Origin of the sequence: Paenibacillus oceani, from assembly GCF_014705615.1 — a bacterium.
Classification (GTDB): Bacteria; Bacillota; Bacilli; order Paenibacillales; family NBRC-103111; genus Paenibacillus_AB; species Paenibacillus_AB oceani.
In genome coordinates, this window is the sequence record NZ_JACXJA010000010.1 from 15,862 (window position 1) to 35,328 (window position 19,467).

At 52.9% G+C, this 19,467-nt stretch carries 11 protein-coding genes; 4 read left to right on the top strand and 7 right to left on the bottom strand.

Translation table 11 applies throughout. From position 1 onward, the window contains the following. The first annotated feature begins 341 nt into the window (after positions 1 to 341). The gene (locus tag IDH45_RS33895; protein WP_223836514.1) at positions 342 to 500 is read left to right on the top strand and encodes a HAMP domain-containing protein; all 159 of its coding nucleotides are present in this window, start codon (positions 342 to 344) and stop codon (positions 498 to 500) included. 589 nt (positions 501 to 1,089) lie between these two features. Here IDH45_RS33895 and IDH45_RS09575 read toward each other — a convergent pair. Beyond that, entirely contained in the window at positions 1,090 to 5,742 is a 4,653-nt protein-coding gene (locus IDH45_RS09575; protein ID WP_190926938.1) for an RCC1 domain-containing protein, read from the bottom strand. Positions 5,743 to 5,932: 190 nt separating this feature from the next. On the opposite strand from IDH45_RS09575, the gene IDH45_RS09580 reads away from it, so the two are divergent. Continuing rightward, complete coding sequence (locus IDH45_RS09580) at positions 5,933 to 6,634, top strand: response regulator transcription factor (RefSeq protein ID WP_190926940.1); 702 nt, start codon at positions 5,933 to 5,935, stop codon at positions 6,632 to 6,634. Beyond that, positions 6,618 to 8,105 carry a sensor histidine kinase gene (locus IDH45_RS09585; protein WP_190926942.1) on the top strand — a complete coding sequence of 496 codons (1,488 nt, stop codon included), beginning with the start codon at positions 6,618 to 6,620 and terminating at the stop codon, positions 8,103 to 8,105. Before IDH45_RS09580 ends, IDH45_RS09585 begins: the two co-directional genes overlap by 17 nt. 372 nt (positions 8,106 to 8,477) lie before the next feature. Here the strand turns inward: IDH45_RS09585 and IDH45_RS34940 are convergent, their stop codons facing one another. Genes IDH45_RS34940 through IDH45_RS09600 form a run of 3 tightly spaced genes read right to left on the bottom strand, consistent with a single transcriptional unit; the run spans position 8,478 to position 11,266 of the window. Then, on the bottom strand, positions 8,478 to 9,479 hold the full coding sequence (locus tag IDH45_RS34940; RefSeq protein ID WP_190926944.1) for a Gfo/Idh/MocA family protein: 1,002 nt from the start codon (positions 9,477 to 9,479) through the stop codon (positions 8,478 to 8,480). A 15-nt stretch (positions 9,480 to 9,494) separates the two neighbouring features. Then, complete coding sequence (locus tag IDH45_RS09595) at positions 9,495 to 10,514, bottom strand: zinc-binding dehydrogenase (protein WP_190926946.1); 1,020 nt, start codon at positions 10,512 to 10,514, stop codon at positions 9,495 to 9,497. A gap of 29 nt (positions 10,515 to 10,543) precedes the next feature. Next, positions 10,544 to 11,266: a GntR family transcriptional regulator gene (locus tag IDH45_RS09600; protein WP_190926948.1), complete on the bottom strand. Its 723-nt coding sequence runs from the start codon at positions 11,264 to 11,266 to the stop codon at positions 10,544 to 10,546. Positions 11,267 to 11,671: 405 nt separating this feature from the next. On the opposite strand from IDH45_RS09600, the gene IDH45_RS09605 reads away from it, so the two are divergent. Further along, positions 11,672 to 13,009, top strand: coding sequence for an ABC transporter substrate-binding protein (locus IDH45_RS09605; RefSeq protein WP_190926949.1), 1,338 nt, complete (start codon positions 11,672 to 11,674; stop codon positions 13,007 to 13,009). A gap of 516 nt (positions 13,010 to 13,525) precedes the next feature. Here the strand turns inward: IDH45_RS09605 and IDH45_RS09610 are convergent. From IDH45_RS09610 to IDH45_RS09620, 3 genes are all read right to left on the bottom strand, one after another. Next, the gene (locus IDH45_RS09610) at positions 13,526 to 15,412 is read right to left on the bottom strand and encodes a NosD domain-containing protein (protein WP_190926951.1); all 1,887 of its coding nucleotides are present in this window, start codon (positions 15,410 to 15,412) and stop codon (positions 13,526 to 13,528) included. Positions 15,413 to 15,434: 22 nt separating this feature from the next. Beyond that, entirely contained in the window at positions 15,435 to 16,769 is a 1,335-nt protein-coding gene (locus IDH45_RS09615) for an ABC transporter substrate-binding protein (RefSeq protein WP_190926953.1), read from the bottom strand. Positions 16,770 to 16,935: 166 nt separating this feature from the next. Continuing rightward, positions 16,936 to 19,035, bottom strand: a complete 2,100-nt coding sequence (locus tag IDH45_RS09620; protein ID WP_190926955.1) for an alpha-amylase family protein — start codon at positions 19,033 to 19,035, stop codon at positions 16,936 to 16,938. Positions 19,036 to 19,467: the final 432 nt, after the last annotated feature.

Here is a 19,467-nt window from a genome sequence, read left to right on the forward strand (position 1 = left end):
TCAACGGCTTAAACTGAATTGGGGACCAGGATTCGCGGCTCCTCATCATCCAGTTTAATCCATAAATGTCGAGATCTTATGCAGATCTTCCTCTTTTTGCGAGGACATCTTCAAGTTCCTGTTCATTCAAGGTATAATTCGGGGTACCAACTAATTTGAAAAAAATATTCGTCTACATGGGACTGCTCGTTTTTATTGTCGGCAGCGCTCATATCTTAAACAATCGGGCTAACTTGGAATCCTTGTTCGATCAATTTAGCGATGAAGAAATCAATGCAGCTTTTTTGGAGGCCTCACCTTGAGATCAAGTCGAGGGATGGAAAACTTACGTTATAAACAACATGAAGTGGTTTTGGGTTGGAGAATGGGTCATCTTCGTAGTAACCGGCCTAGTCTTCAGCTTATGGATTTCAGGGGTTCTGACGCGTCCGCTCCGGAAGCTCATTGCCGCTATCGAACGCATTGCGCAAGGGGATCTGGGGGTTAGCGTTCCCGTATAAACAAAAGACGAATACGGGAAAGTCATTCAGACATCCAATGACATGACGCTTCGCCTGCGGGAAGCCGAGGACGCCTGAAAAAGATTGGTGGCCGATTTCGCTCACGAGTTTCGCACGCCGCTGTCCATTATGCAGCTTAAGCTAGAAAATTATCAACAGGCCGGTCACCATGTCCCGCCGGAAATGCTTCGGATCCACGATGAAGTAATCCGATTGAGTGTACGACATTTACCGTTTATTTGCCTTTGGATAATGATATTTAAAAAAGGCTATTTTCCTGAGTTAAGAAATGTCTCGTTCTCATTTTTTGGACTACAAGTTACCCCTCTGGCTTCGTCGATGATCGGAAAGGCATCACGAAAATGAAAAACGAATACGAACATATGATTAACGAACTCTACACCGCTTTTGTCACCAATTTTTTCGCCTCACTTATGATATGGTTCACCGTATCATTGTGCCATGCAGAAATAGTGTGCCGCAGTGGAAGGTGCTATCGAATCGCTTATGATATCTGTAGTTCTACTAAAGAAGATAGACCGTCCGGAAAAATCACCGGACGGTCTATCTGAATGACAACAGTCACTTTTTAGTCGATAAATTCCGTATATTGCAGAAATCGCTTCAGCATGGTCGTCGCCTGCGCCCGGGTTGCATGTTCGGAAGGCATATACGTGCCATCGGGCATACCCGTGATGATACCTGCTGCCACAGCTTGAGCAACCGTATCTATAGCCCAGGTAGAGATCGATGCACGGTCAGTGAACTTTACCGGTGCTCCCCTATCCATTGCTCCCCCTTTGCCTGCGAACGATAGCGCTTTGGCCAGCATCACGGCCATCTGCTCGCGGGTGATCCGCTCATTCGGCGCAAATCGGCCAAGCGACATGCCGCTCACGAGGCCAGCGTTCACCGCCGCCTCAACGGCAGGCATGTACCAAGCATTCTCCGTCACATCCGCGAAGCCGGAAGTTTGCCCGCCAAGGTTCTGCGACAGTCCCAGCGCGCGAACAAGCAGCGCAGTGAACTCCGCCCGCGTAATGTCCGCATCCGGTGCAAATTGACTGTCTGTGATGCCTCTTACGATCAGCTTGGACGCCAGAAGCTCCACATCGGCCTTAGCCCAATGTCCGCTCAGGTCGTCGAACGTCCTGCCCTTCGATTCCAGGACAACGTACATACTGTTGTGCGGCACATTCATTATAACTTCCTGTGTACCATCCGGGCGGGTACCTGAATGCGAAGGAACGAACGTGAGCGCATTTGTCTCCCGATCATACAGAACGCCCGTCAGGTTGCGATTCGCGGCGCCTTCCTCCGTCACGATCGCCCTCGTCATATATGTCCCGCCGAAATCGCGGATCTCCTCCGTCTGACCGTTCGCCTCTACCATCACCTTGAAATCGATGACCTCACTCGCCAGGTTAAAGCCTTCCATAACGGCGAGCTGCCGAATCTGCGTCTCTGTGACTTCGTCCGCGCGCTCCAAGATGATGTTCACCAACAAGTCTTTCAGTTCGACGCCGAGCTGTTCCGCCAAGCCCGCCAGATTAAGCACATGGATGACGAGCTGGTAGCTGGCCCGGTTCAGCTTCACCTCGATAATCGCATTCGGGAACGATTCAGCGCCCGCGGCGATTGAAGCGGCAGGAAGCTCTACCAGAACGACCCGCTCGGAATCGTCCACCTCGATCGTGAGGACCGGTTGCTTGGCATCCTTCAAATGATTCAGCGCTTCATCCAGTGTCTCTTCATCGAGCGAGACTTGCTCGACAATAGCACCATCCGCACGGGTTACTGTCTTAATCGCCACTGCTTCAATCACAGTCGAGTCAACCCGCAAGCTCGCTTTCCCGACCGGTTCCGATGATTCGCCGCTTGATCCTCCAGAAGTTCCGGCGTTGCTCGCAGCGCGCGTAACCGTGACGGAATAGGTCTTCCGTTCCCCGTTCAGCGCCGTTATGTCAATCTCGATTGTATTCACTCCCGTGTTCAATACCAGCGGCTCGCTCGCGAGGCCGCTCGTCACCGTTGATGGCGTCCCGCCTTCGACACGTACGGTGATGATATCCGTTGCGTCGAGGGTCACCGGGGTTAAGGTGATGCTGCTCACGTTGTCCGCCACGCTTGCCTTGTAGTCCATCGTGGATGGGTCAAACACCTTATCCAGCGTACCCGCCGAAAGCACAAGCCCGTTCAATTCCGCCGCAGACGTATCCAGTCTGAACCGCTGGGATACAGTGCCCACCATATTGCCGACCGTATCCTGTGCCCGAATGTGCAAGTACCAGTCTCCATCCACTCCCCTTTTCGTCAAATCAGCCCCGCTCGTGAACGGCGCCCAGCCATCTGCCGGTACAGTGTCGCTTTGCGACCAAGCAAATGCCAGAGCAGCCAAATTCAAACCGCTCTCCGTATCGCTTACCGTTACCAACGTTGATCCGCTTAGGCTCCACGTTTCATTACCGTTCGTGCCGAACTCGATGCTCGGGTCGGTTTGATCGATCTTAACCGTCAGGGCATCTTCCAATGCGTTGCCCGCCTCATCCCGGGCTTTGACCTTTATCATTTGCGTTCCGGCTCCCGAGATGGAAAGTGGTTCCGTATAATTAAACCAGATTGCGCCATCGTCCAACGAAAATTCCAATGTTGTGACAGCAATTCCATCTTGATGAGTGGCGTAGACCTCCGCCGTCACAGTTCCGTTCGTCCAATCTCCGGAAGCGTATGAATTGCCGCTCTGATTGTTGGCAGAAATCGTGATAACCAACCCGTTCCGATTGATCTTCACCGTTCTGGTTTCTTGCCCTTCATTCCCATCCTCATCGGTCGCTTTAAAAGTCAGGGTATGAATGCCTTCCTCACTGTAAGTCACCTCTCCAACAACCGGCAGCCAGGAAGCGCCCCCGTCTTCCGAGTATTCAAGCGTTGCCAGTCCGCTGCCGTTATCCGTTGCGTATACACTGACGGTCACGCTTTGATTCGTCCACGTATCGTTCGCGTACAGCGATTCATCTGCCTCTTTCATTTGGATCGTAATCGCTGGAGCGGTATTATCCAACCACTGTGCATACAACGTCACATTGGCTGTGCTCATGGTGTAGGTCGAGCCGCCCGCATATGACGTACCGCTGCCATCCGCCGCGGTATTCCAGCCCGCGAACGTATAGCCTGTCCTGCTCAGGCTGCCTGTGTTGCTGAGCACGGTGACGCTGTTATTCGGGCTATACGCGTTATTGTCTGCCGGTACGCTGCCACCGTTGCTGCCGTTGCCGTCATATGTGACGGTATACCGCTGCGACACGCTGATTGTATACGTCTTGCCCGGCAAGAGATACGGCTCCACCCGGACGGAAATTGCCGTAATGTCTCCGGTCAAGGGCACGGCAACAGGTGTGCCGCTTGTCTGCTCCTTGTCATTAACCAGCAATGTGGAGTTGACCGCGTTGGACAATATAGCCGTCACATCGATGCTGGCGGCAGATGAACCCACAAGCTGGTAGGTATACGCCGTGACGGAAGGGGCAAATGACGGGCTCAGCTCACCCGCATCCATCACAAGATTGCTCAGATTCGCGCTGCCTGGTACATTTATCTGACCGTAACTATTAAATCCCCATGCGATTACGCTGCCGTCCGATTTCAACGCCATGGAATGATGTTCCCCCGCAACGATGGCCGCCACACCGAATTCCGCTTCAGCAGGAACTGTCCTTTGACCGTTTGCATTATATCCCCATGCTATGACGCTTCCATCTGCTTTCAGCGCCATTGAATGATGATTTCCCGCGGCGATGGCTACCACACCGCTCTTTGCATTAGTTGGCACGGTCGTTTGACCGTAAGCATTATTTCCCCATGCCACAACACTTCCGTCTGCTTTCAGCGCCAAGGCATGAGAATACCCCGCAGCGATAGCCACCACATCGCTTTGAAATGAAGCCGGCACGGTTGTTGGAACGAAACTGCCAGAAATCCATGCGACAACACTGCCATCGGCTTTCAGTGCCATCGAATAAGTAAATCCCGTGGCAATGGATATGACTCCGCTATGCGCTTCCGCCAGCACAGTAGTTCCTCCGTATCCCCATGCGACGACGGTACCGTCCGCTTTCAGTGCCATCGAATGAAGATCTCCTGCGGCGATGGCTACCACATCGCTTTGCGCTTCAGTCGGCAAGGTAGTTAGACCGTAACTACTAGTTCCCCATGCGACAACCGTGCCATCCGCTTTTAGTGCCATCGAATGATTCGTTCCCGCAGTAATGGCCACCACTCCGCTTTTAGTGTCAGACGGAACGGTTCGTTGACCTTTATCGTTCAGTCCCCAGGCGACCACGCTACCGTCCGATTTCAATGCCAGTGTATGACCAAATCCCCCAGCAACGGCAATCGTTTTGACAGGCGAAGACAGACCTGCCGGGACTGTCGTTTGACCGAAATAACCCCATGAAACTATGCTGCCGTCCGCTTTCAGCGCCAAGGCATGAGAATTTCCCGCAGCGATGGACACCACGCCGCTTTGCGCTTCCGCTGGCACGATCCTCTGACCCTGACTATTCGACCCCCAGGCAATTACGCTGCCGTCCGCTTTCAGTGCAAGGGAATGAGTATCTCCCGCTGCAATAGACACAACGCCGCTTGCTGCTCCAGCAGGAATAGTCGTTTGGCCACGAACATTAGATCCCCATCCAACTACGCTGCCGTCCGCTTTCAACGCCAATGAATGAAAATATCCCGCAGCGATGGACACCACTCCGCTTGTTGCCGAAGCCGGAACTGTCGATTGACCGTTGGTTTGAAGTCCCCATGCCATTACGCTGCCGTCTGCTTTCAGCGCAAGTGAATGATAGGCTCCCGCTGCAATGGCCACGACGCCGCTTTCTGCCTCAGCCGGAACCGTCGTTTGACCGTAAGTATGATCTCCCCATGCAACTACGCTGCCGTCCGATCTCAGCGCCAACGAATGATAATATCCCGCAGCGATGGACACCACTCCGCTTTGGGCAACTGCTGGAACATTCAATTGGCCTTTATTATTTGTTCCCCAAGCGACTACGCTGCCGTCCGCTTTCAGCGCCAACGAATGAAAATATCCCGCGGCGATTGCAATTCCTTTGACTGGGGAAGACCTCTTAGCCGATACGACAGCAGGTGCAGTGCAAGTCCAGAGTATGATGAGTGCCAGAACGACCGTAAACAGTTGTTGGCTTCTCTTTGGAAGCCGTTTATTTTTTGACATCGATAGAACATCCCCTTCTCTATTGTCATATTAAACATAGAGTCTTTCACCGTTTCCCATTTTTTCATCCTATCACCTGCTGGAATACTAGAGTCTTAAAGGATGATTAAAGGATTTCATCATAACCCGGTGAAAAGCTTGGCTGTATTGTATAATGAATAAAACGTTAGACAATAGAAGAGAGAGTGCCATGGAACAACCCCACGTACTGATTGTGGATAACGAGCCGGAAATTGTTCAACTGGTCAAGCTGCATTTGCGAAATGGTGAGATTCATACCTCTGAAGCAGCTTCTGGGAGAGAAGCCATTTCCATCCTGGAGCATTACACCGTTGATCTGATCGTGCTGGACTTGATGATGGAGAATGTGAACGGCTGGGAGGTATTACACTATTTGCAGTCCCGCCAGTTAAATACGCCCGTCATTATCCTTAGCGCTAGACACCTGGAAGAAGATAAAATCAAAACACTCGGTTTAGGAGCAGACGATTATGTCACCAAACCGTTCAGCCCCGGTGAGCTGACGGCTCGCGTCAAAGCCTTGCTGCGGCGTTACAAGCCGGCCATGTACGGGAATAAGATCAGCTGCGGGAGCCTCATCTACGATCGTGCCGCTCAGCAAATCGAGAAACCAACCGGCACCATTTCCCTGTCTCCAATCGAAGGGATGATGCTGGAGCTGTTTATGCGTCAGCCAGGACGTATTTTCACCAAACAAGAGATATTCAAGTACGTTTGGAAGCTGGATCAATTCGATTCAAATTCAGTGAATGTGTATATCAATTTTTTGCGCAAAAAAATAGAGACTGACCCGGCAAATCCACGTTATATTGAGACCATACGCGGCGTTGGCTATCGGTTTGTGGGGGGACAGCATGAATCTCAGAACTAAATTGTGGTTAATGGTCATTGTGGCCAGCTTTACCGGGCTTGTCTTGTTTGTAGCCAGTCTCGTGATCATGGGTTCTTTTACTGCACGCGGGTATACACATGAATCGCTGAATCGAATAGGAAACGAACTGGCGGAAGAGGCGGGCAAGCAAGATATGGAACCCGACCGTGAACAGATAAAAACGCGAATCCAAACGCTGTTGGATCGTACCCAAAATGAATACCCGCAAATGAGTCTGGAGTGGTTTTCCAAGGATGGCACGTTGCAGTACGCTACAGATCAGCGAAAGGAAGCCTATACGTTCGATGAGATGATGGAACGTTTTGTAGGTATGCCTGGGAAGCTATGGGGCTTTGACAACGAATTGGCGACCTTAGTGTTTCATTGGGCGCTTGATAATGAACCTCAGTATCTAATCATGTCAATGCCCAGCAAGGAAATGCGGGGAACTCAAGCCTTTGTTTATGTACGGCAATCCTGGATGCTTCTAACCTTGCTAATTCCGCTCGGCATCTTTTTTATCACGCCGATCATTTTTTCGCTGCTCTTTTTTACCCGGATTAACCGCAGACTTAAAACGCTGAACAGGGCCGTACAAGATTTCGATGCACGACGTACGAAGATCGTGCTTGATGATCGTGGAAACGATGAAATCATTCAACTCAATCGCCATCTCAACCACATGTCTGAGCGCATTCTGGATCAGGTGGCGCAGATTCAAGACAATGAGCGCAAGCGCCAGACGTTGATCGCGAACCTTTCCCATGACCTGAGAACACCGCTCACCATGATTCAGGGGTATGCGGAGACGCTTCACGACGGTTTATATCAAGATGACAAAGAAATGCGGGCCTATGCGGAAATTGTATTGCGCCGGTCTCGCTACATGAATGAGTTGCTGCAGAAGCTGCTGGAGATTTCCCATATGGACATGTATTCTGCTCGTATCCATTTGAAGCAAACCAATCTGTCCGAACAACTTAGAAAACTGGCGGCAGATTACATTGCGTTGTTAGAAAATCACGGTATGTCCTTTGAAATTGAAATTCCTGAACAATCCATTCTGGTCATGATCGACCCCCCTCTTATCGAAAGAGCTGTGCGCAATCTGGTCGAGAATGCGATACAATACGGCCGTACCGGCGGATACCTGGGGCTTTCCCTGCGCCAGGTTATCTTTGCGAAATCTAGCGACCGTAGTGAAGGACTAGATAGTCGGAAAGATTACGAGGTTGAAATTAGCGTAACGGATAAAGGACCCGGTATTCCCGTCGAGAAGCAGGAGCTTATCTTTGAACGTTTCACCCGAGGATCGGATGCAAGGGAAGGAGAAGGTCTCGGCATCGGGTTGTCCATCGTCAAGGATGTCGCCAGCATCCATAAGGGAAGTGTGCGGTTGGAGAGCAAGCCTGATGTTCATACGATTTTTACGCTCGTTATCCCTCATTTCCTTACAGGCAATCACCCTTGACCACTCCATCCCGCTTCAGCACAGCTGAAATAAACTGAGGGGGATGCTGAAAAAAGCGGGGGAATGTTTCCTTTCCTGATGGAGTAATCATGCATGCAACCACGTTCAAAAAGAAAAGGTGGCCTGCCGACATACATCAGCGCCCCCTCTCTCTTTGCTCATATAAAAGCATATCGCTTCAAATCGTTTACAAGATGGAACTCAACATAGGCAACGACTCTTTCTCCCATAGCCAATTCAGACGGAAACGCGCCGCTGCATATGTATCGGGAATTATCTTTGATCTCGGCGGATTTTGAGCATTGCTCCAATGCCTAGTGTCCGCTTCATGCCGCTCTCTCCCAATGACCCTTCCGCCCGCATCTCCCCACGCTACAACCGAATCTCGCCGTCGCCCGCCGCCGACTTCACGATCGCATCGGCAATTTCCACCCCGTGAATCGCATCCTCGAACGACACGTAGTCCGGCGCTTCTCCTCTCCCCAAACAGTCGCACAAATAAAGGAGCTGCTCGCGGAGCGAACCGGCCGTCTGCTTGTGGAGCGTCTTGATATGGATATTCGTATCCGGCGTCGTTCGCCCGGTCTCGTTCCACAGCTGCAAGCCGGAGTTGGACGTTTCGAAAGACGCGGTTCCGCCGCTGCCGATCACTTCGATCTGATCGGCGATCGCGATGCCCGCCCGATCCGGCGTCATCCAGTTGCTGTGCAAAAAGGCGAGAACCCCGTTCTCGAATTCGAGGCACGCCCATAGCACTTCCGGAGCTTCCGATCCGGAGGGCGATCTGCCGTACGCCCGGACGGTCCGGACCCGGCTCTGCGCGTACCAGACCGCCAGATCGATATCGTGGATCATCAGCTCGTAGACGGTGTGCGTCCGGCTGTAGGTAGCGAATAAATGCTGCTCCCTGGCCCGCTTCATATACATGCTGACCGGCCGGCCGATCTCCCCGTCCGCTATCGCCCGCCGGATGTCCGCATAACGCGGGTCGAACCGCAGCAGATGGCCCGGCATCACGTAGCGCCCCTGCTCCAGCGCGACCCGGTGCATCTCGGCAGCTTCGCTAAGACGGGTGGACACCGGCTTCTCCACCAGCACGTGCTTGCCGGAGCGAAGCGCCTTCACGACCGGATCGAGATGCAGGTGCTCCGTTGTCACCACGCTGACGAGATCGATATCGTCCCGCTCAAGAAGCTCGTTGTAATCGGTATAACACGACGATACATCGTACTTGATCTTCGCCACGTCCAGACGATCCGGTCTCGGATCGGCGACGGCCGCCACTTCCGCGTGCGGAAGCGCATGAAACGCCTCGAGATGGCACTCCCCCCAGTTTCCTAACCCGATAATGCCGACTCTGACTGTACTTGCCACGATCCAGCCCTCCCCTTACGGCCGCAAAATGATTTTCCCTTTCGTCACCTTGCCCGCGACCAGATCTGCGAAAGCGGACGCCCCTTCCGCCAGCGGGCGTTCCTCCGTCCAGCCGTCCTCCGTAATTTTCCCGGAAACCAGCAGCTGGACCGCGTCTTTGAAATCTTGCCGCGTGTAGCAGAACGATCCGAGCAGCTCGATCTCGGAACGGATCGTATAGTTGATCGGCAGCACCGTATCGTCGATGCCCAGACCGATATTCATTAGCGTCCCGCCCGGATTAAGCAGTCTGACGGCCGCTTCCCGGGTCGGCTGAAATCCCGCCGCGTCGATGACGACGTCCGTACCCCCCCCTCCGAAAGCTGCCTGCACCCGCTCTTCCAAATTGTCCTCGCGCGCATGGGCCGTATCCGTTATGCCGATACTGCGGCACATCGCCAGCCGGTCCGGATTCGTATCGACGACCATCACTTTGGAGGCGCCCAGCAAAGCCGCCGTCTTCGCGCACAACAGCCCGATCCCTCCAGCGCCGAAGACGATTACATTTGCAAAAGGATGCCGCTCCATCGCCCTTCGGGTCGCCCGCAGCGAGCAGGCAAGCGGCTCGGCCAGGGCGGCACGCCGGGAACTCATCGCCGCCGGAACTTCAGTTAACGTATCAACCGGTACGATCGCCCATTCTGCGAAGCCTCCCGACCGGTGGATGCCGATAATGCGCCGCTCGCCGCAAAGCTGCGTCAGCCCTTTCAGACAGCGGTCGCACGTTCCGCAGAACAGCAGCGGATTGACGACCGCCTTTTTGTTCAGCCATGCCTCGTCTCCCGGATCACCGACCTGCTCCACGATCCCGCAAAATTCATGCCCCATAATAAGCGGCGGGACGCGAAGGCTGTTATGTCCCAGATACCCTTCAATCTCCGATCCGCATATCCCTACCGCCTCGATCCGCAGCAGCGCCTCCTGCTTCCCGGGAACCGGGCGGTTATGCTCCTCCAGCTTCATCGTTTCAGGTGCCGTCCAAACCAATACGTTCATCCCGCTTGCCTCCGTCTCCATGTTTTGCTTTATTTCGGGTCCTCCGCAAACCAGCTCGTCCCGATCTCCCGCCGCTCGCTTGCCTCATTCTTCCGCAGCACCTCCATACATTCCTGATAGGAGCGCTGAATATGTCTGCGCATGATCTGCTCCGCCGAAGCCGGATCGCGCGCCACCAGCGCCTCGATCAGCTCGCGATGATCGTTGTACTCCTTCTGCTTCGTGGAAGTCATGCCGAGAATCCGGTTGACCAGCTGGATCTGAAACGAGATCGATTCGTACACCTGGATGAGCCGGGAATGCCGGGAAAGCTGGATGATGCTCTGATGCAGATGCAGCGATTCCTTAAGCAAGGTCGGTTTCGTGTCGTCGTGCAGCCAGTCGCCCATCTGGCCGTAAAATTCGACCAACTCCCGGATTTCCTCCTCCGAGGCGTGCTGTGTCGTCAGATGGATGGCCAGCGCTTCCAGAGAAGAACGCAGCGAATAAATCTCGAAGATGTCGGCCGCCTCCATCTTTTTGACAACGGGGCCTTTGCTCGGAACGATCGTAACGATCCCTTCCCCGGACAGATGGCGGATCGCTTCCCGGACCGGCGACTGGCTGATGCCGTACTCCTTGGCCAGCTTGATCTCGACGATCCGCTCCCCGGGGTTCAGCTCGCCGCTTAATATTTTCCGCTTAATAAGCTCTACGAGCTCGTGGCTCATGCTTTTTTTCTGAAGCAGGATTTTCGGTTCCGTTGGTTGCACAGGTTCCAACTCCTTTCTTCACGGTAATTTTATATATAATATATTATAGTTTGCGCATCATCGTCAATTGTTATTAAAAAAACCCTAAGAAAAGGGAAGAAAAAACTGAAATGCTATTGACAGAGAAATCGATTACCGTTTATATATTATGTATAATCTACTTTATATTATTTACAAACCGTTCGTTTTCCGCTTCTACTCCCTCATTACATCCCTGTTTCGCCGCCATCGACATCCATGTATGCGCTATCATAAGCTCCGGAATTGATATGTAGGAGGTGCCCGCACGATGGACGAGTAATCGATGAAGCGGCAGCTTGCCGCTGGTCCTGCAGAGAAGTACCTTGTAGCGTTGCCAAGGCTGGACGTATGGAAGATGGATAACCAAGCTAAAGGAGAATGAATATGACAAACAAACGGCTGAAATGTTTATTGTCCGCGGCTGCCCTTGTATGGATCGCTGCGTGCGGAACTGGTTCGAGCGATAACGAAACGAAGTCCGCCGAGTTGCCCGAATCCGCCCCGCCGAAGGCGGCAGAACCTGCGAAGCCGAAAGAACCTGTAGAACTGGTCATCTTCTCGAATACCGGAGATTCCCAGGAAGGATTCAACTCCATTCACGGCAATATCATCCGGCAGAAGTTCCCCGACTACACGTTCACCTACATCCAAAACAAACCCGGCTCCACGCTGCCCGAGCTGATCGCCCAGAAGCAGCGGATCGATCTGATCTATCAGAACATCTCCTACTTCTACGAGCTGGGATCAAGCGGAAACTTGCTGTATGACATGACGGAGCTCGTTCAAACGAATAAAATCGATTTGGGCAAGTTCGAACCTACTCTGATTGACGGCATCCGAAACTCCGGGGGCGGCAAGCTGTACGGTCTGCCGGTAACGAACGTCGGATTTGTGATGTATTACAACAAAGAAATCTTCGACAAGTTCGGCGTTCCGTACCCGAAGGACGGGATGTACTGGGATGAACTGACAGAGCTGGCCGCCAAGCTGACGCGCAAAGAAGGCGACAAGCAATATTTGGGCTTTGCGACCGATCTGTTCGCTCTTATGAACAATCCGTTGTCAATCCCTCTGCTTGATCCCAAAACCGAGAAGCCCACCTTCACCCAGGACGGCTGGAACAAGCTGCTGGAAACGTTCGTCCTGAAGCCCGCCGACAATCCGGCCTACAAAGACCGGACCGCTGTCTTGAAAAATATCCCGTACCGGTTCGAATTTACGAACTCGCAGGAGCTGGCCATGTTCGCCTTCATCTCCAAGTTTCCCCAAGCCGTACCCGAAACGCTGGAGAAAGTGAACTGGGATATGGCCGCTCTCCCGACCTTCCGGGATCTGCCCGGTGTCGGCACGCAGACGACGCCGGAAATGTTCGGCATCACCTCGATGGCGAGCAATAAACAAGCCGCGATGGAGGTCATTCATTATTTAACGACGAAGGAAGCCCAGATGATGTATTCGAAAAAAGGGCTGATGCCGGTCATCAACGATCCGGAAGTAAAGCAGGCGTTCGGAACCGGGTCTTCCTTCCAAAATATTAACTGGAAAGCGGTTTATTATAACAAGCCCGCCCCGATTACCGTGAGGACCAATTACCAGCTGACTGTCGAGGGGATATTACGGAAACATGCCGTTCAGCTCGTCCTGGGCAATAGCGATCTGAATACCGCCTTGCGGACCGCATCCGAGGAAGCGGAGAAAGCGGTAGCCGAGTTAAAAAGGTAAGTGCCGGCAAACCGCCTGTAGTACGACATGCCGTCCGATTCGCTTATACGTCCGGACGGTCTTTTGACGTGCAGCGCCCGGATACGGATGTATCGAGTCAACTGCTGCCCGCGGTCGTGTGAGGAGCTGGGGGCGTTAGGGCGGCTATCGGCTCCAACTAGGGCCGGGTGAAGCTTTACCGGAAGCTTTGCTTCCGTTATGAGTTGCATACAGCGGAAAATCGCCAAATAGCGGAAGCTTTTGTTCCGCTATTTCCGTGTAACCGTCTCTTTCACCCCGTACGGCCAAAATAACGGAAACCCTATTTCCGCTATTAGGTGAAAATGATCAGTTTGGCAAAAATAAAGGAAGTTACTCTTCCGCTCAAAGCAACCAGGGGAGCGGCCGCAAGCCTCTCCCCTTTTCCTTGCTCCCGTCTGACGGCGGCCCGCCAAACTCCACGCCGCGCCGCGCATCATCACAGCGTACCATTCCGTACCGCTGCACAACGCTTCCTTTCTCCTATAACGCCAGTCCTCAGAAGCTTCTGGAAATCTCATACCAGACGCCGGCGGTCCGCTTCAAGGTTACGAACTGATCTGTGCTTGCCCCAGCAATGTTTGCGCTCCCCTTGGTCCGGATCGTGGACGGTCCGTATACAATCGTCGTATTGGCGTCCAGCCGAACGACGATCGTCTGATTGTCCGCTCCGTCGTCAAACATCGTGACCGACGTGGACGACGTGTTGGCGAAGACGAACGAGCCGCCGATCCCGACCGACGGTGTCGTATCGCCTGCGGCAAACGTATGCGGGTCCGTATCCAGCGCGTCGTTGCCGGCACATTGCCTGAAATGCCCCCGGCCGCGCGTTAAAAACAGCTTGCTGAGCGTCGCCATGTGGAACGAATTGTTTTTCAGCGTATTGCCTGTCAGCTTGCCGCTCGTTTCTTCAAAGCAGTACAAGTGATACGCATAGCTGGCCGTGTCCGTCACCACATTGTTCTGGATGATATTGTTTTTGGTACTTGTCGTTCCGAGCTGCGATACGTAGATCGCGCACATCGCTCTCCCCGTATAGCATGGACCGATGATGTTGTTCTGGATGATGTTCGACTCCGAATCCTTCGTCGCCCATACGGTCCCTACCGAAGGCGGGCCGTAGTTGGGCCGCGAATATTTCGCTCCTGTCGGAAGGGGCCGAATCCAGTCGTTCTCCAGAGCGATCCCGGCGACGTAATGTCTCGATATCGCATTGCCGTCCACTTTATTGCCGATCGAATTAACCGCCAGATATACGCCGTAATTCGTAAAGCTTTCAATCGTATTGTCGGCGATCAGGTTGTCGTAGGAGCCTGTGTTGACATTAACGGCCGCTTCGCCGCCGATCGAATTGTAGCCGTCGAGCTGTTTCATGAGATTGGAGGTGACCAGATTTTTATAAGCCCCGTATCCGAGCAGCACGCCCGAGGAGAGGAAGCCGATCAGTTGATTGTCCGAGATGATGTTATTGTTGGACGACTGGGCCACATAGATGCTGCGATGATTTTGTTTGTAGCAATAATTATGCGATACGACGCTGTTCTCGACAGCTAACAGGTTAATCGCATAGCTTCCATTTAATAAGATGTTGTCGGTGATGATGTTTCCGACGCACGGACGGGTAGGCGGCACAATGTTGCCGTTATCGTGGAACCCGCCGAAGTTGGCCGACTCCCCGATCAGGTCGATAAGCAGTCCTCTTTGCGTCGGCTTATCGTAGCCGTCGATGTAATTGTGCTGGATCTTGTTGTAGTTGGAGCTGAACCATAACAAGATGCCGTAATGATTCAACGAAGCATGATTCGTAAATCCGTAGATGCGGTTATGAGTGAAGGTGCAGTTGGAGCATCCGTCGGCTTTGATCGCTTCCCGGTCGCCGCCGGACATATCGATATTCGCCTGCAAAGTAAAGTGCTCGACAGCGGTTCCGCCGAACAGGTTCGGCCCGTCCAGCTGGACGACTCCGTTGACCGCCGTCCCTTTCCCCTTGATCACGCCGTCGCATATAAGCGATACGGTTCCGTTTTTGATCCGGATCGACTGCACCAGATACGTTTTCCCGGACGGGCAATAGACGGACAACCGATTGGCAGCAGCATAATTCAAAATCGCCTGAAATGCGGCCGTGTCGTCCGTCACCCCGTCCCCGACCAGCGGGGCAAGCGGAACCGGCGGGGTCATCACGTCAATGGCCTGCACCGTGTCCGCCATCACGTCCATCGTATTCATCAATCCTCCTGAAACAACTGCGGCGCCTGTCATGCCCAGAGTAGCCAGCATCGCCCTCCGGCTGATCCGCTTGTTCGATTTGACCTGCGTATAGTCCGATCCTTCTGGAGCAGTAGCTTCAACCGTATTCCCGTTCGCGAATCGATGCTCATCCATAGAACATTTCCTCCCGGTTTTCTTATTTGGTTTTCTGCTTGTACGCCTCGATCTTTTTCAGTCCGTCTTCCTCCATCATTCTCAGCGCCGTGTTCAAATCCATCTTGCCTAAGTTGAACTGGTTGCCGATCGTATAATAAGTGGTGAGCAGATCGGCGTCATAGGCCGGCTTGGGCGGAATCGGCGCGAATTTGTTATAAAAGATCGCTTTCCAGTTCCGGTCCTTGTAGAACGAATCTTTGCCCAGCTCCATCTTCACCTTGTCGTTATTCAGCACCGGCATCGTTCCTTTCCGCGCGATGTCGGACTGGAATTCGTCGGAGACGAGATATTTCAGCACTTGCGCCGACGCGTCTTTGTTCTGGGCCATCTGCGTAATTCCGTAATAGCTCGGATACGACTGGGAGCCGACGCCCGGCAGCTCCTTAAAGGTCGGCATCGAGACGATGTCCCAATTGATGCCTTGCAGTTCCTTCTCCCACGCATAGATCAGACTGGACAGGTAGAGAAACATTCCAACCGTCTTTTCTTTGACGAATGCGTTGATATCCGGTATTTTGTTTACTTTCTCGATGGCGTCCTTGTAGCCGGGAGCATTCATCGGCTGGACGTAAAACGCGTCGAAAAACGTTTTCCAGCGCTCATCCTTATTAATCGCGGGTGCACCGGTCGCCGGATCGGCGCTAGGTACGGAGAATGGGCTTAAACGAAGGGTGTGAAAAGGTGAGTGCGTAAATCCGTAATACTGAACGCCGTTCTCGACCCGGGTCAGCTTTTTGTTCAGCTCCATGATTTCGTCCCAGGTCATTCCGTCTTTCGGGAACGGGACGCCGAATTTATTGAAGAGATCTTTGTTGTAGTAAAGCACCAGATTGGTGGTCGTAACCGGAAGGCCATACAATTTCCCGCCGGACGCTTGCTTTACGGCATCGACAACGGTGGAGTCCAGCCGCGTCAAATCGATTTGGTGCTTCTTGATCAGCTCGGTCATGTCGTATTGAATATTAACGGGAAAAGCCTGGGCCTCAAAGTTGCCGATCGATTGATAAAAAATATCGAACCGGGTTCCGGTCGTAATCAGGTCCGTCAGTTGGGTTCCTTGTCCGGCCTGGATGTACTTGATCGTATAGTTCGGAAACTTCTGGCGGACCAAGTTGCCCATCCGGGCGTCGAAGCTTTCCGGCAGCTCCCCGTTATTCGAATAAAACACAATTTCGGCCTTCTCCTGGGTGTAGTCGATCGGAGCCGGTTCCTTCTTGTCCTCTTCCCCGCCGACTGCTCCGGTTTTGCCGCAGCCGGCGGCGATGGAGGCAGCGAGCATCATCGAGATCAGAATCGCGATATATTTTTTATTCATCGGTGAATCGAACCCTCTTTCTCCATATATTCGAACTGAATTCTGAAGGGAAGACCCTCAAGTAAGCGCTGTCAATAAGCGGGCTCGAAGGTCTTCAATCTCTGGCAGTCCTGCTACTCATACAGGTTCAGTAACAAAGTTCAGGCCGTAACCGGGTAGTTAACCCTCATTCATAATCGATAGCGAACATATGGAAAATCTCGATCTGCGGCACATTAAATGCAATATATTCGCCTTCGCGGACGTAATCGACCGGAGCTTCGCCTGGAAGAAGTACGACCCTCGACGGTTTCCGGTCTCCTGTGTTGACTTGGACCCGGACGCCCGATACGGGGATATTCGGCTGCTCCTGCTGCATATTGATGACGTTGATCGTATCCCGCTTGCCCGACTGGTGGCGGAACATCGTGATCTCGACAGGTTTAGGCGCATTGGTCTGGAAATAGGCCGGCTTCGTAAGCAGAGAGCGGATCAGATTAATAAAGATCGAACGCTGCCCCTCCTTCGCCATCCTCTCCAAATAACCGGCGGCATACATCGATTTTCCTTGACCGTACCGGTTCACGACGACCCCGGGATATGTAGTCGGAATTTCCGGCGGGCTGCTGATCGCCGACGCAAACTGGTGCGGATTGTCCGGATTCAGCTCGGGCAGCACGATCGTCGCCAGCGGCTCGGCCCCTTCGTGTTCCTGGACGATCAGCTGATTGCAGTTCACGGTTAGCGGGTAATAGTCGTCATAATCGGCAAAGTACGGCTTGCCGCTTTCGGTCGGCGCGTAATAGGCAATATCCTCCCAGGTCGTCCGCTCATAGGTAACTCCAAATACGTCGGAAAGCATGTAATTGTCATGCTGCTTCCCGGTTTTGTCCACCAGGGACGTATTCGCGCTGGCGTAGATGCTGCCTCCGGCTTCCACGAATTTGCGGATCGCTTCGATCTCGTCTTCATCCATCATCTGCAGGTCGGGCAGGATAAGCACCTGGTATTTATGAAGCTCCTTCAACCGGTTTTTGGTGATGACACCAAACGGAAGATTGGCGTCGATCATCGCTCTGGCCGCATTTAACGCCGCCAAGTGATGCGGTGTGCTTGCCGAATGCGGCACATTGTTCACTGTCTTGCCGCTGTCGCGCAAATCGATCAGCGACTCGATATTCGTATAAATCGCGATATCTTGGCAATATTCGGCGTCGTAGTCCATAAAGGGCTCGTACCGGCGGGTTTCCCCGTATATTTCGCCGAGCATCCGGTACATCTTCTCGTTCATCGTACCGAGCGGATCGATCGCGTCGATAAAGCTGAAGGCGCCGTTATTGGCCATCGCCAAATAAACCAGGTTTTTTAAATAATGCTTCGGCTTGTAGACCGTATGCTCCAGCAGGTTGGCGTCGGCGACCGTCGTCATAAATTCGACGGAATGGTTTTTGCTGGCGCTGTGGAACAGCTTGCACACGTAGTTAACGATCTGGGGACCGCCTGAGATATCGCCGCTTAAATAATCGTTTTGGTCAAAAAACTTCAGCGAAGCCGCCTGATGCCAGCCCACATAATAACCGGCCACATTATGCCCCAGGGAGATGCCCGGCTTCCACCGCTTGGCCGATTGCGTGACCAGCTCGGCAAATTCGGACTGCCACGCTTCCCGGCGCCGCTGGAACTGAACAAACTGCGGATCGTTCCAATCGACCACTCTCGGAATCTCGCTGATTCCCGTCTCCGCCAAATACCGCTTCCGGCACGCCGAGCAATAGCATACTTGCGACAGCATGATCATGTCGATCCATAAGCCGTCGAATTCATAGTTTTTGCACAGCTGCTCGACATCGGCCAAGACCATATCCCGGTACCCTTCGTGGTTGTAACAGCATACGCCGTACCGGCCCGGCTGCCCCCAGTAGTAATCGCCAGTAGTCAAGCCGACTCCGTTCACCGCCCTCCATTCCGGATGATGATCGTACGCCCACTTCGACCATATATTATAGTAGACGATAGAAGGAAGTCCCGCTTCTTTGGTCAGTGTGGTGATCTCGCGGACGATGTCTCTGCCCTTCAGCCCTTTATGCATCTTGTCCGCCTTGGTCGGGAAGTTGGTGAGTCCTACACAGGAGTTTGTATAAAAGTAAATCGCGTCCACCTGCGCCAGTTTCATCAGCTCGATATAACGCTTGGAATCAAACTGCGATAAAAATCGCTCGTCCCAATCCGGGATATGCATGTCCACCAAACATCTGCGGTGACTTTTCTTAAACCACGGCTGGCTCATCGGTATGCCCCTCCTACTGTTCACTTCCTGCATTCTTTACATCTTGCGTTATTTACTTCTTGCTCACTTCCTGTAAATCCATTTTTTTCCGGAGCTCGTTACTTTCCCAACACCTTTTCATGCAAGAGTCTGTTTCCGGCTAAAGCTTGATCCCCGCAAAGTAAGATATCGATTTCCAATCGCGTGCAAAATCACCACCGTTCAGAAAATGTATTATATATAATCTATATTATAGCATAGTTTGCCTATAGTACAATATTTTTTTGCCAAATCAAGTATGAACCTCCCCGCCTATCTTCTCAGTAGAAGGTCCTCCTCCACCTCCTGAAAATAACGCCCCTCCGCTGATCCCTAAGCCCGAACCGCCCGCAACAAAAAGGCCGTCCCGGAAGGTGCGGCTTGCAGCCTCCGGGACAGCCTATACGAATCCTG

Bases quoted from the DNA above. Each gene is read 5' to 3' on its own strand.
- IDH45_RS09615 (WP_190926953.1), bottom strand. From the start codon at position 16,769: ATGAATAAAAAATATATCGCGATTCTGATCTCGATGATGCTCGCTGCC.
- IDH45_RS09585 (WP_190926942.1), top strand. From the start codon at position 6,618: ATGAATCTCAGAACTAAATTGTGGTTAATGGTCATTGTGGCCAGCTTT.
- IDH45_RS09580 (WP_190926940.1), top strand. From the start codon at position 5,933: ATGGAACAACCCCACGTACTGATTGTGGATAACGAGCCGGAAATTGTT.
- IDH45_RS09605 (WP_190926949.1), top strand. From the start codon at position 11,672: ATGACAAACAAACGGCTGAAATGTTTATTGTCCGCGGCTGCCCTTGTA.
- IDH45_RS09595 (WP_190926946.1), bottom strand. From the start codon at position 10,514: ATGAACGTATTGGTTTGGACGGCACCTGAAACGATGAAGCTGGAGGAG.
- IDH45_RS09610 (WP_190926951.1), bottom strand. From the start codon at position 15,412: ATGGATGAGCATCGATTCGCGAACGGGAATACGGTTGAAGCTACTGCT.
- IDH45_RS09575 (WP_190926938.1), bottom strand. From the start codon at position 5,742: ATGTCAAAAAATAAACGGCTTCCAAAGAGAAGCCAACAACTGTTTACG.
- IDH45_RS09620 (WP_190926955.1), bottom strand. From the start codon at position 19,035: ATGAGCCAGCCGTGGTTTAAGAAAAGTCACCGCAGATGTTTGGTGGAC.
- IDH45_RS33895 (WP_223836514.1), top strand. From the start codon at position 342: ATGAAGTGGTTTTGGGTTGGAGAATGGGTCATCTTCGTAGTAACCGGC.